Source organism: Variovorax sp. MPBD4-3 (assembly GCF_058809745.1).
Genome location: NZ_JBXASW010000002.1, coordinates 45,379 through 57,688, shown reverse-complemented (window position 1 = coordinate 57,688; position 12,310 = coordinate 45,379). Strand labels below are relative to the sequence as shown.

The window sequence follows — 12,310 nt, the reverse complement described above, 5'->3', positions numbered from 1 at the left end:
TGGCCTGGGTGTAGGAAACGAGCGCAAAGGCTCGCGCCGCCCCCACGGCGGGCGCTCCTCGGGCCTAGCTCTGCGCCTGCTTCGACGCCACGAAGCATCCATGGTCGCGCGCCCAGAGCAGCGCTTCGCCCCGGCTGTGGACATCCAGCTTGGCGTAGATGGTCGCGACGTGATTGCGCACGGTGCTCAGCGCCACGCCGAGTTCCTTCGCGATCTCCTTGTCCGAATGCCCCCGGCACAGCGAATCGAAGACGTCGCGTTCACGCTTCGTCAAATCCCCGAGTTCTGCGGCGTTGCCGGCGCGCTTCACATTCGCCAGCTTCTCGATGAGCGATCGGCTGAACCAGGAGGCGTCCTGCATCACCGTCTCGATGGCGCTGACCAGTTCGAGTTCGGAGCGCTTGCGATCGGTGATGTCCAGCCACGCGAGAAGCACGCAATCCTGGCCGTTGATGGTGACCGTCTCGGCCGACACCAGCGCGTCGATCGCATCGCCCTCCTTGCGGCCGATCCTGAAATCGGCGTTCCTCACGCTGCCGCCCGGAGCGAGCCGCTGCGCGATCTTCGATGGGACTTCGCCCGGCCAGACCCCGGCCTCCTCGCCGGCCCGTCCCACGACGTCCTCGCTCGCGTAGCCTGTGGCGGCGCTGAACGCCTCGTTGATGTCCAGGAAGACCAGGTCCTCCGCCCTGAGCACCGCGCTGGGCACGGGCAGCATGCGAAACGCCTTCTGGAACCGTTCCTCGCTCTGGCGCAGGGTGCTCTCGGCCTTGCGCCGCGGTTCCAGGTCCATGAAGGTGAAGAGCATGCAGGCCTCTTCACCGATGTCGATCGGCTGGCCCGCCACCACCACCGGCTTGTGGCCGCCATCGGGCAGCCGAAGCTCGGCCTCCATCTGCGGGATGGTGCCGCCTTCACCGAGCCGCTCCACTGCCAGGTCGCGCCTGTCGGCATTCTCGAAAACATCGAGCTGGTACACCGAGCGCCCGATGACCTGCTCGCGCACGTAGCCGGTCATCTCCAGGAAGCCCTGGTTGACCTTGATGTAGCGCTGGTCGCTCAGCCGGCAGATCACGGCCGGCGCCGGGTTGGCATTGAAGGTCTTCTCGAAGCGATTCTCGGCACTGGCCCACTCGCTGGCGTCGTGCAGGATCAGCGCCAGGCAGTCGGGCTCGCCGTCGCTGTTGGTCAGCACCAGGCTGCGCACGCGGTGCACCCAGTTGACGCTGTCGTCGTGCGCCGGAAACACCTCCACGATCACGTCGCTGAAGCATTCGCCGGCGATCACGCGCTCGATGGGGTACTGGCCTTCCTGCAGCGGATGGTTGTTGCGATATCGCAGGCGAAACCGCTCGCGGTACTGCGTGACGTCGGCGCCCAGTTCGGCCACCTTGTCCACGCCGTGCATCTTCAGGGCCGCCTCGTTGGCCCAGACGATGCGCTGATCGGGCTCGATCAGCATCACACCCTCGGTGAGCCCGGTGATGATCTGCTGGAGCTGGCGCCTGTCGGTCTGGGTCTGTAGAACGCGATCGTTCATGGTGTAGGTCTTGATCGGCGGAAGTCCCGCATGCGCGCCATTACAACCCGGCTCGCGATGCGGGAGCTTGCGTTGCCTCGCGCGTCAGTCGCGCACGCTGCGCCGGCCCAGGAAGCCCGCGCCGCCCGACACCAGGACACCCAGCAGCAGCGCGATCACGCCGGCCCAGGCCGCATGGCTCACGCCCTTGGCCGCGGCATCACCGGCTTCGCGGGCCTTCTGCTCGGCTTGCTGCTTGAAGGCGTCGTACTTCGCCACCGCCTGGTTGAAGCTCTGCTCGTAGTTGTCGGCGATCTGCTGGGCTTCGGCGCGGCTCTTGCCGGTGCGCGCCGCAATGATGTTCACCAGCGCGTCCTTGTCCGCCGCATCGAGGCCGGGCTGCGCCTTCTGGCGCAGGCGATCGAAGAAGGCCGCGAGGTCGTCCGCCGATGTCTGCGGCGCGGTGGCCGCGTCGGCGGCAGTCGCCTTGCCGTCGCTGGCCGCCGCGCGGGCGTCGGCCTTCAGCTTGTCAGGGTCCAGCGCGGGCTTGCCGGTCTGGCGCAGCAGGGTTTCCAGCTGGGCGCGGGCGTCCGACATGTCGAAGTTGATCCCGTTCTTCTGCAGCTGGTCCTTCACGCCCGAAGCCAGCGTGGGCGCGGCGGCCGCCACGCCCTGGCCGGCGAGCGACAGGCCGGTGCCCGCCACACCCGAGGCCGCGCCGATGACGCCGCCTGCGAGCATCGAGAGGGCATAGACCGTGACCAGCGTCGTCACCGCCCAGCACAGCACGCCGTGCAGGATGCCCTTGCCCGGTGCCGAGCGCCCTGCGAAGAAGGCGCCCACGGCCAGCGCGATGAGCGTGGAGGCGCCGACCCACAGGCCGGTTCCCATGCCGAAGCCCGCGAGCGGATTGCGCTCGCGCAGCGCGTCGATGGAGCCGGTGCCCACGGCCGTGCCAAGCACGCCCAGGAACAGGTAAGTCGCCAGCGCGAGGAACAGGCCGACGAAGACCGCGCCCCAGGACACGCGCCCCCGATAAACCTCGGCGGAATGCGGCAGGAGCACCGTTGCAGTTGTGGTTGTCATGTTCTTCTCTCCCGTGGAATGCATGCGTCTCAGCGCTTGGCCCAGAGGGCGCCCAGGACGAAGCTCACACTGGCCACCACCGCGAGGGTCGCGACGGGGTTGACCACCGCCGACTCACGCACCTGGTCGAGCACGGCGCCATAGCCCTGCTGCGCCTTGCCGGCCACCTGCCTGGCCTTGCCTTCCAACTGGGTCGCGGTGTCGCCGGTGGCGGCGCCGAATGCGTCCTGGACGCGGCCCGCGATGTTCTGCATCGTTCCTTCAGCTTTTTCAAACATGTCTATTTCCTTCGTGGTGAGTTGATGTGGATGGGATATCGGCGAGCCACTGAACTACTTGCGCAGCTTGTCGGCGGCGTCCTTGGCCGCTTCCTGCGTCTTGCCGACGCCTTCCTGTGCCTTGCCGGCCAGCTTCTCGGCCGCGCCTTCGACTTCGAGGCGCTTGTTGCCGGTGACCTTGCCCAGCGCTTCCTTGACCGATCCCTTGATCTGCTTGAGATTGCCGTCGACCGTGTCCTTGTTCATCTCGTGATCTCCAAAGGTTGCCCGTGCGGAATTGCCCGAGGCGTTCGCATCAGCAGCGAATGGAGAAATCGTAGATTCGCGAAGGGCTTCGAAACACAGACAGATGCACTAGAAGACGTAGTGCATTTGCCCCGATTCGGGACGTGATTTTTCAGGGAGCGTAGGACGACCGGCAGCCCATGTGTGGGAGCCACGCCCACGGCCGGTTTTGATGGCCCTACTTCGTGAGCGCGACGTATTGGGGACTGGTGCCGCCCGACGGAAACTGGACCGGACTCGACAAGGCGCCGGTGACCGGATCGATGTCGAAGACCGAGACCGTGCTGGATATCTGGTTGGCGATGTAGACACGGCGGCCGGTGCGGTCCACGCTGATCGACGTCGGCCCCGACCCTCCGCTCGTGAAGGGACTGCCGGCCAGCGGCGTCGGCACGCCGGTGCGTGCGTCGATGGTGAACGCCGACACGTTCGCAGCGTTGACGTTGGCGACGTAGACGAATCGCCCTGTCGGATCGATGCCGAGGCCGCGTCCGGCCATTCCGGTGTCGACCGACGCAACCTGCGTCAGCGTGCCCGCCCGCGGATCGATGGCATACGCGATGAGCCTGGAAGGCGCCGGGTTGGGGGCTGTTGCCGCTACGTAGGCAAACCGTCCGGAGGGTTCCAGCGCAACGTTGAATGCCTGCAGTCCGACCGGCAGGACAACGCTCTGCACGGGCCCGCTCAATGCGCCGGAGGTCGCGTCGATGGCGAGCACGTCGACGCTGCCATCGAGGTGCGGAAGGTACGCGAACCGGCTCTCGCCATCGATGGCCATCCAGAAGTCGTTGGGCGAGCCACCGGTGGCGAAGGAAGTTGCCGCGCCAAGCTGCCCCGTGGCGCTGTCGATCGCAAACTGCACGACACTGCGGTTGCCCAGCACGTAGGCGAAACGGCCCTGCGGTTCGATGGCAATGAACCTGGCGCTGTTGACGAAGACATTCTGCACAGGCAGCAGCGCGCCAGTGCCCGGGTCGATCGAGAACACGAAGACGGTGCTGCTCAGCAAGCCGGCGACATACGCGTAGCGCCCCGAGGGGTCCACCGTCATGTGCTGCGGCGAGCTGCCTGCGGCCACCGTCGTGGGCGCCCGCCGCGAGCCCCCCCCCCCCCCCCCCCCCCCCCCCCAGCGCCGATCTCGAATGCGCTCGCGTTGTTCGAGCCTTCGTTGGGCGTGTAGGCGAAACGCGAAAGGCCGACGTCCGTGCAACGCACTTCGACGGACGTGACGTCGGACGCGCCCACGGTGCCGAACGCACCGTGCGCCACGCACGTCTGCGCCGCCGCGGGCTGCGTCTTCACGGTGACGCCATACCCGGCACCGCTGGCCACCGGCGTGGCGAAGCTGAAAGTGCCGTTGGCCGTGACCGTCAGGTCGTCGCCCGCATTGTTCTGCAGCACCACCCGGTCGCCGCCCGCAAGCTTCGTGACCTTGACACTCACATTGAACGCGGCAGCCGAGCACACGACCGCGATGTCGCCCACGTCGGCCTCGCCCACCGTGCCCGCGCCGCGGTTGACCGTGCATGTCTGTGGCGGGTTGGCGGGTTGCTGCTTCACCGTGACTGCGTAGCTGGCGCCCTTGGCACGACGGTCCCCGAAAACGAAGCGGCCGTCCGCCGCGACCGCCACGTCGGCCGAGCCGGCCTGCTGCAGCACCAGCCCGCTGCCCAGGAGGCCGCTGACGCTGCCGCCCACGGCATACGTGGACGCCTGCACCGTGGGCGCGCCGCCACTGCCAGCGCCCCCGATCGGCAGCGGAAAGGCCGAGAACCCGGACCCTCCGCCACCACCGCCGCCGCACGAGAGCACGGCGAGCGGCAACAGCAGCAGCGATGCGTTTCGCAAAAGACGCAAAGAGGTGGCGGCGCGGATGCTGCTGGTCAGAGGCATGTCGACTTACTCTAAGAAACAATTGGCGCAACAATGTTACTTGAGTCCGCCGACGCGCAGGCGCTGCGTCAGCCGGGTCCGGTGGTCGATGACGAACCGACGCTCCGGATGCTGGTCACCGAGGTGCTCCAGGATGACCAAGCCCTTTCCGGCCGAAGCCTTGGCGGCGCGGGTGCAGGAGATGCTGGCGCAGCCCTGAGGCGATCACTCGGACGCACGCGGCGCGCTCAGGAAAACCAGGACCGAACGGCCGGTCGCAAGATATTCCTCGAAGGTCTCGTTCGATGAACCGTTCGCGTCGTTGTTCGTTTCCATGGCCAGCGTCCAGGGTTCGCCGGGTGCGGGGGGAAGCTTGAAAGGCACCGCGTCCTGCCAGCCATTGAAGATGACGAGCGCGCTGGTGTCGTGCGCGGGCCGGTCGACCGCCGACACGGGCGCTCTGCCATCCAGAAGCAGCGCGAACGACCGCGTCTGCGTGTCTTCCCAGTGCGCGGGCGTCATCTCGTTGCCGTCGGGAGCGAACCAGGCGGCGTCCTTGGCGCCGCCCTCTCCTCCGAATGTCGCTCCCGTCAGGAAGCGATTGCGGCGCAGCACGGGGGTCTGCCTGCGAAGCGCCAGCAGCTTCTGCGTGAAGCCGCGCAATGCGCGAGCAGCGTCCGTGCCTGCGGCCTCCCAGTCCACCCACGAAATATCGTCGTCCTGGCAGTACGCGTTGTTGTTGCCCTTTTGCGTTCGCCCGAACTCATCACCGGCCAGCAGCATCGGCGTGCCTTGGGACAGGAACAGCGTGGCCAGCTGGTTTCGCTGCTGCCGCGCGCGCAGTGCAAGGATCTGGGGGTCGTCGGTGGGACCTTCGGCGCCGCAGTTCCAGCTGCGGTTGTCCGAATGGCCATCGCGGTTGTCTTCGCCGTTGGCTTCGTTGTGCCGCTCGTTGTAGCTCACGGTATCGGCCAGCGTGAACCCGTCGTGCGCGCTGATGAAGTTCACCGACGCCCAGGGGCGGCGGCCGCGGTTGTTGAAGCGGTCGGCACTGGCCGTGACGCAGGACGCCAATTTGGGCGCCATGGCTTCATCGCCCTTCCAGAATGCACGCACCGTGTCGCGGAACTGGTCGTTCCACTCGGCCCATCCCGGCGGAAAGCCGCCGACCTGGTAGCCGCCCGGGCCGATGTCCCACGGCTCCGCGATGAGCTTCACGCTGGAGAGCACCGGATCCTGCCGGCAGCTCTTCAGGAAGCCGCCGCCTTCGTCGAAGCCGTGCGGCTCGCGCGCCAGGATCGTGGCCAGATCGAAGCGAAAGCCGTCCACGCGCATTTCGGTCACCCAGTACCGCAGGCTGTCCGTGACCATCTGGAGCACACGCGGATGGCTCAGGTTGACTGTGTTGCCGGTGCCCGTGTCGTTGATGTAGTAGCGCGGCTCGTTCGGCATCAGGCGGTAGTAGCTCGCGTTGTCGATGCCCTTGAAGGAAATGGTCGGGCCCAGTTCGTTGCCCTCGGGCGTGTGGTTGTAGACCACGTCGAGGATCACCTCGAGCCCCTGGCTGTGGAAACGGTCCACCATGTGCTTGAACTCGTCGATGTGCGGACCGTCCATGTAGCGCTGGTCCAGCGCGAAGAAGCCGATCGTGTCGTAGCCCCAGAAGTTGGTCAGTCCCTTGTCCGTCAGGAACGGCTGGTTCAGAAAATACTGGATCGGCAGCAGCTCGACGCTGGTAACGCCCAGCTCACGCATCCCGGCGATCACCGCATCCTGAGCCATGCCCGCGAAGGTGCCTCTGAGGTTCTCTGGCACGCCCGGGTGGCGCATCGTGAAGCCGCGAACATGGGTTTCATAGAACACCGTGTCGCTCCAGGGCACCATCGGTCCCTGGGGCTGCGACCACGCGAACTTCGAATCCACGACCACGCATTTCGGCATGAAGGGCGCGCTGTCGCGCTCGTCGAAGCTCAGGTCGCCGTCCGGGTGGCCCACGGTGTAGCCGAACAGCTCGGGTCCCCATTTGAGCTCGCCCATGTGGGCCTTGGCATAGGGATCGAGCAGGAGCTTGTGGTGATTGAAGCGGTGGCCCTTCTCCGGCTCATAGGGGCCATGAACACGCAGGCCATAGCGCGCGCCGGGCTGCAGGCCCGGGATGAAGCCGTGCCACACCTCGTCGGTGTATTCCGGCAGGGTGACACAGCCCAGTTCCTTTTCACCGGCCTCGTCGTAGATGCAGACGTCGACCCGGGTCGCATGCGCCGAAAAGACTGCGAAGTTGACCCCGTCGTCTCGGTACGTGGCCCCAAGCGGATAAGCATGGCCCTCCTCCGCAGAATATGTGGCGTTGGCGTCGGAAGCAGTGGACATGTCGGCGTACCCGAGTTTCAGAGGGTGAGAGCGTCACCGCACGGCCCGGCAACGGACATCGGATAGACCGCTGAGCAAACGTAGGACCACATGGATGCGGTCCAGTTAGTACAAAAGCCCGAGCCGGCACGCCCCGAAAATCAAGGTTTTCAACAAAAGGAAAGTCGATGAACAAACCCGCCCGAATGCTCATGCTTGCTGGCGTTGTCGCGCTGTTGATTGGCGCGTTCCTCGCCTTTGCCGGCGGGCCGCCCGGGGCGGATGCCGCGCTGGAAGCGAAATGCCGCGCGAACATGACGGCCCGCAACGCGGACGCCGCCTTGCTCGCCCAGTGCAAGGAAGCAGCCTTCGCGACCGCGATGACCGCGACCGACGCCAACGCGGCAGCCAGGGCGATCAGCGCGGCCAACAACAGCGAGATCGGCGGCAACGCCTTGGCCATGTTCCTCATGGGCTTTGGCGTCGTGCTGCTGCTGGTCGGGTTCGCGAAGGCGCGAAAGGGCCAGGACCGGCTTTCCTGATCGCCCGCGCCGATCAGGCCCGTGGCGGGTCGTTCTCGCGGCCGAACTGGCGTGGGCCGCCCACGGCCGTGATGAAAGCGGTGATGGCGTCGTCCACACTGGCGGCGTCGGCCAGGATCAGCCCCGGATCCGGCTCCCCGTCGGGCATCGTCAGCGGGATCTGTGCTTGAGCGAGCAGCGCTTCCGACGCGCCGAGCGCCAGGATGGTCTTGCAGTGCCAGTACTGGTCGCGCAGGAATTCGAGCGTGTGCGCGTCAGCATCGAGCGCCTCCACGGCCTGCGCGCCATCGGGCAGCACGAGCGCGTCGAAGAGGAAGCCCGGGGAGTTTTCCATGGTCGCATCGACCGCGAACTTCTCTCCGCCGGCGCCCGCGCAGGTGCCCAGCCGCGCACCCACGAGCCGCGGCACCGCACCCTCGGCCACCAGCGCGGCAATCACCTTCTCCAGCGACGCGCCTTCCACGCCGTTGGCCACCAGCACCGCCACCTTGCGCGTGCGGATGCCGCCGTCACCCGGGCGTGCCGTCAGCGACAGCGCGGGCGACTGTTCCACCTCAGGCGTGGCGGGCGTTTCCAGCGCCTTCGGCATCGGTGCCGGAAGCTCCATGCCGAGGTCCTGCGCCAGGCGCTGCGCCAGGTCGGGCGCGGCGTTCATCAGCATGGAGACCACCCGCTCACGAATGGCGGGCACCGTGACCTTCGACAGCTCGAAGCGGAACGCATTGCCGATGTGGGCCTGCTCCACTTCGGTCTGGCTCTCGAAGAACAGCCGCGCCTGCGTGTAGTGGTCCGCGAACTTCTCGGGCTTGATGCGCACCTTGTCCGCGCTCTCCTTGGCGTCGACACGCCGTGCCACGCTCATGAAGCCCTGCGCCGCGCCGGCCTGGAACGGGCAGCCGCCGGCCAGCGAGTTGGGCTCGTAGGCCACGCGTCCGCGATGGATGGCCTGGCGGTGCATGCCGTCGCGCTGGTTGTTGTGCACCTGCGCGATCGGCGCGTTGATCGGCAGCTCGTGGAAATTCGGGCCGCCCAGGCGGCTGATCTGCGTGTCCACGTAAGAGTGGATGCGCCCCGCCAGCAGCGGGTCGTTCGTGAAGTCGATGCCGGGGACGACGTGCGCCGTGCAGAAAGCCACCTGCTCGGTCTCCGCGAAGAAGTTGTCGGGGTTCCGGTTGAGCACCAGGCGCCCGACGATCTGCACCGGCACGAGCTCTTCGGGGATCAGCTTGGTGGCATCCAGGATGTCGAAGCTGAACTGCTCGGCCTGCTCCTCGGTGAAGATCTGCAGGCCGAGCTCCCACTCGGGATATTCACCTGCGTCGATGGCCTCCCACAGGTCGCGCCGATGAAAGTCGGGATCGGCGCCGGAGATCTTCACGGCCTCCTCCCACACCAGCGAGTGCGTGCCCAGCTTGGGCTGCCAGTGGAACTTCACCAGCACGCTCTCGCCGGCGTCGTTGACGAGGCGGAAGGTGTGCACCCCGAAGCCCTGCATCATGCGGTAGCTGCGCGGAATGGCGCGGTCGCTCATCTGCCACATGAGCATGTGCGTCGACTCGGGCATCAGCGAGACGAAGTCCCAGAAGGTGTCGTGCGCGCTCGCGGCCTGCGGCATCTGGTGGTGCGGCTCCGGCTTCACCGCGTGCACGAGGTCGGGGAACTTCATCGCATCCTGGATGAAGAACACCGGCATGTTGTTGCCGACCAGGTCCCAGTTGCCCTCGTCGGTGTAGAACTTCACGGCGAAGCCGCGCACGTCGCGCGCGGTGTCCTTGGAGCCGCGCTCGCCGGCCACCGTCGAGAAGCGCACGAACACCGGCGTGACCTTGCCCTCCTCCTTGAAGGGCGCGGCCTTGGTGTACTGCGTGAGCGGCTCGTAGCACTCGAAGAAGCCGTGCGCGCCCGAGCCGCGCGCATGCACGATGCGCTCGGGAATGCGTTCGTGGTCGAAGTGCGTGAGCTTCTCGCGCAGGATGAAGTCTTCGAGCAGCACCGGCCCGCGCGCGCCCGCCTTGAGCGAGTTCTGGTTGTCCGCGATGTGCACGCCCTGGTTGGTCGTGAGCACCTGGCCGCTCGAATCGACGCGCACGCGATCGAGCGTACCGATGGTCGCGTTGAGCGCCTCCGGCGCGACGGCGCCGGTCTTGTCCGACGCATTGGCTTCGGACAGCGTGCTGGCGCCAGGCAGGCGCGAAGGCGGCGCCACTGTCACGCCTGCCGGTGTCGACTGCGCGTTGGCCTCGCCGTGCTCGAGCGGCTTGTTGACGTTCGCGGTCATGCCGCTGGCCAGCGCCTGCGTGTCGATCGCGCGCTGCGCGGGCGCATCGCCCTTGCCGGCGGCTGCGGGCGCCGGGCTCGCGGGCCCGCTGTCGGTGTTGCGTGCCGCGGCGCGTGCCGCGAGGATTTCGGCTGCGCTTGAAGCTGCCGCCTTGACTGGGGGTTTTTTGGGCATGGTCGACTCGTGAAGTGAGCGGGCGATGCTGGGCGTGCATCCGGAGCCTCCATGTAGGAGGCCGCCGCACGGCGCGCGGTAAGCGCGCTGACGCGGTGCGCACGCGCCGTGTCTACGATGGACCGATGACCACGCCCGACGAGGAAGCACCTCACACCCCCCCTGCGAACGGTGCGCGGGCCACCGCGACGCCCGTCGACCCTGCACGGGCTGCGATCCTGCTCTGGCAGCAGTCGCCGGACATCGCGTTCGCCGTGCTCGACACGGCGGGCACGATCACCGCCTGGCAAGGTGCCGCTGCGGCCCTCTTCGGCTATGCCGAGGACGACATCGTGGGGCAGCCCATCGATGTGTTGTTCGTGGCCGAGGACCGCGCCCTGGGCCTGCCCGCGCTCGAGCGCCAGGTCGCGGTTTCCGCGAACCGCTCGGAAGACGACCGCTGGCATCTGCGCAAGGACGGGGCGCGCATCTGGGTCACGGGCAGCATGGTCGCGCTGCGGGAACAGGGCGTGCATGTCGGGTTCGTGAAGGTGATGGCGGACCGCACCAACCTGCGCGCGCAGATCGAGACCACGGAGAACCGGCTGCAGGGCGCGCACGATGCGATCCACGGGCGCGACGCATTCTTCGGCCGGCTGGTGCACGAAGTGCGCAACGCCCTCGGGCCGATGGGCATGGCCGCCGAGATCATGGCCAGGAAGGGGCTGGTGACCGATGAACTGGCCGGCCCGGCAGGCGTGGTCAATCACCAGATCATCCTGCTGGAGCGGATGATGAAAGACCTGGCCGAGGTGGTGCGCTTCGGCGCAGGCAAGCTCAGCCTGAGCAAGACGCGCTTCGACCTCGGGGCGGAGATCGAGAAGATCGCGGCCGTCGTGCTCTCGGAGGCGAACAAGAAGCAGCACGTGGTCTCGGTGCTGGTGCCGCCCGTGCCCGTGCCGGTGGTGGCGGACCGGGAGCGAGTTCACCAGATCGTGTTCAACCTGCTTCACAACGCCATCAAGTACACCCCGCCGGGCGGCAGCATCTGGCTGCGCTGCACGGTCGAGATCGACCACGCGGTGATCAGGGTGGAGGACACCGGCATCGGCATCGACCCGTCCCTGCTGCCGGTGATCTTCGAGCTGTTCACCCAGGAGAATCCGCAGAACTCCGAAGGCGGCTTCGGCGTCGGGCTGTCGCTGGTCAGGGATCTGGTCCACGCGCATGGCGGCTTCGTGGATGTGCGCTGCGACGGCAAGGGCCATGGCAGCGAGTTCAGCGTTCGCCTTCCGCTGAACCCGGGCGACGACGCCTGATCGTCGGGTGTCCCGGGCCGCACGGCACGTGCGGTCGGCGGCGCAACGAACTCCAATCTCATACAGCCGGTGCTGAAGTGCGCCTACGCCGCGGCATCCCCGTGCGCTCGAACCTTCAGACGTGCGCGGCCTTCGACGGCCCTTGGCCGGCACCTCTCAACACCAGCACACAGGAGAACGACATGAGCGATACCCCCGTCAGCGGTTCCGGCGACGGAACCCGCCCCGCCACCAGCGGCGGCGTCGACAACATGGGAGCGGGCAAGAGCTTCACCGGCAGGAAGACCGCCGCGGGCGAGGACGTGTCCGGTCCCGGTCCGACCGAGCGCATGCAGGACAAGCGCAAGAACGTGGCCGCCACGAAGCAGGACGACTCCGCGGCGTTCGGCCTGACCGAGGACCTGACGCCGGCGCCCAATCGCGAGCCCGGTGCAGGCCAAGGCAACGCGCCGGATGACACGCCCGGCGAAGTCTCGCGCGAGGAAGCGATCCGCCGCGCCGCCTACGACGCCTACCAGCGGCGTGAGCGCGAAGGCGGCGGCGCCGGCAGCGAACAGCAGGACTGGCTGCAGGCCGAGCAGGAAATCGACCGGAAGGCGAACGCCTCCAACCCGACGCGAGGAACCTGA

Annotated in this window: 11 protein-coding genes; 3 read left to right on the top strand and 8 right to left on the bottom strand. The window is 67.4% G+C overall.

Annotated features, from left to right (window positions below):
• Nucleotides 1-64 precede the first annotated feature (64 nt).
• From AC1RVW_RS01345 to glgX, 7 genes are all read right to left on the bottom strand, one after another.
• Entirely contained in the window at nucleotides 65-1,540 is a 1,476-nt protein-coding gene (locus AC1RVW_RS01345) for a PAS domain S-box protein (protein WP_493197586.1), read from the bottom strand.
• A gap of 84 nt (nucleotides 1,541-1,624) precedes the next feature.
• Nucleotides 1,625-2,605, bottom strand: coding sequence for a hypothetical protein (locus AC1RVW_RS01340; RefSeq protein WP_493197584.1), 981 nt, complete (start codon nucleotides 2,603-2,605; stop codon nucleotides 1,625-1,627).
• Nucleotides 2,606-2,634: 29 nt separating this feature from the next.
• The gene (locus AC1RVW_RS01335) at nucleotides 2,635-2,883 is read right to left on the bottom strand and encodes a CsbD family protein (RefSeq protein ID WP_081271008.1); all 249 of its coding nucleotides are present in this window, start codon (nucleotides 2,881-2,883) and stop codon (nucleotides 2,635-2,637) included.
• Between the two features lie 54 nt (nucleotides 2,884-2,937).
• Nucleotides 2,938-3,129, bottom strand: coding sequence for a CsbD family protein (locus tag AC1RVW_RS01330; protein ID WP_493197582.1), 192 nt, complete (start codon nucleotides 3,127-3,129; stop codon nucleotides 2,938-2,940).
• 217 nt (nucleotides 3,130-3,346) lie between these two features.
• Nucleotides 3,347-4,246, bottom strand: a complete 900-nt coding sequence (locus AC1RVW_RS01325; protein ID WP_493197580.1) for a lactonase family protein — start codon at nucleotides 4,244-4,246, stop codon at nucleotides 3,347-3,349.
• Nucleotides 4,216-5,016, bottom strand: coding sequence for a hypothetical protein (locus AC1RVW_RS01320; RefSeq protein WP_493197579.1), 801 nt, complete (start codon nucleotides 5,014-5,016; stop codon nucleotides 4,216-4,218). The genes AC1RVW_RS01325 and AC1RVW_RS01320 overlap by 31 nt, the downstream gene beginning before the upstream one ends.
• 249 nt (nucleotides 5,017-5,265) lie before the next feature.
• Nucleotides 5,266-7,410, bottom strand: a complete 2,145-nt coding sequence (glgX, locus tag AC1RVW_RS01315) for a glycogen debranching protein GlgX (RefSeq protein ID WP_285412575.1) — start codon at nucleotides 7,408-7,410, stop codon at nucleotides 5,266-5,268.
• Between the two features lie 167 nt (nucleotides 7,411-7,577).
• On the opposite strand from glgX, the gene AC1RVW_RS01310 reads away from it, so the two are divergent.
• Nucleotides 7,578-7,931 (top strand): hypothetical protein, encoded by a 354-nt coding sequence (locus tag AC1RVW_RS01310; protein WP_493197577.1) that lies wholly within the window; start codon nucleotides 7,578-7,580, stop codon nucleotides 7,929-7,931.
• 13 nt (nucleotides 7,932-7,944) lie between these two features.
• On the opposite strand, the gene AC1RVW_RS01305 is transcribed toward AC1RVW_RS01310, so the two are convergent.
• Entirely contained in the window at nucleotides 7,945-10,383 is a 2,439-nt protein-coding gene (locus tag AC1RVW_RS01305; protein WP_493197576.1) for a catalase, read from the bottom strand.
• Between the two features lie 125 nt (nucleotides 10,384-10,508).
• Here AC1RVW_RS01305 and AC1RVW_RS01300 point away from each other — a divergent pair, with 125 nt between their 5' ends.
• The gene (locus AC1RVW_RS01300) at nucleotides 10,509-11,681 is read left to right on the top strand and encodes a PAS domain-containing sensor histidine kinase (protein WP_493197574.1); all 1,173 of its coding nucleotides are present in this window, start codon (nucleotides 10,509-10,511) and stop codon (nucleotides 11,679-11,681) included.
• A gap of 182 nt (nucleotides 11,682-11,863) precedes the next feature.
• Nucleotides 11,864-12,310 carry a DUF2934 domain-containing protein gene (locus tag AC1RVW_RS01295; RefSeq protein WP_493197572.1) on the top strand — a complete coding sequence of 149 codons (447 nt, stop codon included), beginning with the start codon at nucleotides 11,864-11,866 and terminating at the stop codon, nucleotides 12,308-12,310.

Bases quoted from the DNA above. Each gene is read 5' to 3' on its own strand.
- AC1RVW_RS01345 (WP_493197586.1), bottom strand. From the start codon at position 1,540: ATGAACGATCGCGTTCTACAGACCCAGACCGACAGGCGCCAGCTCCAG.
- AC1RVW_RS01340 (WP_493197584.1), bottom strand. From the start codon at position 2,605: ATGACAACCACAACTGCAACGGTGCTCCTGCCGCATTCCGCCGAGGTT.
- AC1RVW_RS01335 (WP_081271008.1), bottom strand. From the start codon at position 2,883: ATGTTTGAAAAAGCTGAAGGAACGATGCAGAACATCGCGGGCCGCGTC.
- AC1RVW_RS01330 (WP_493197582.1), bottom strand. From the start codon at position 3,129: ATGAACAAGGACACGGTCGACGGCAATCTCAAGCAGATCAAGGGATCG.
- glgX (WP_285412575.1), bottom strand. From the start codon at position 7,410: ATGTCCACTGCTTCCGACGCCAACGCCACATATTCTGCGGAGGAGGGC.
- AC1RVW_RS01310 (WP_493197577.1), top strand. From the start codon at position 7,578: ATGAACAAACCCGCCCGAATGCTCATGCTTGCTGGCGTTGTCGCGCTG.
- AC1RVW_RS01305 (WP_493197576.1), bottom strand. From the start codon at position 10,383: ATGCCCAAAAAACCCCCAGTCAAGGCGGCAGCTTCAAGCGCAGCCGAA.
- AC1RVW_RS01300 (WP_493197574.1), top strand. From the start codon at position 10,509: ATGACCACGCCCGACGAGGAAGCACCTCACACCCCCCCTGCGAACGGT.
- AC1RVW_RS01295 (WP_493197572.1), top strand. From the start codon at position 11,864: ATGAGCGATACCCCCGTCAGCGGTTCCGGCGACGGAACCCGCCCCGCC.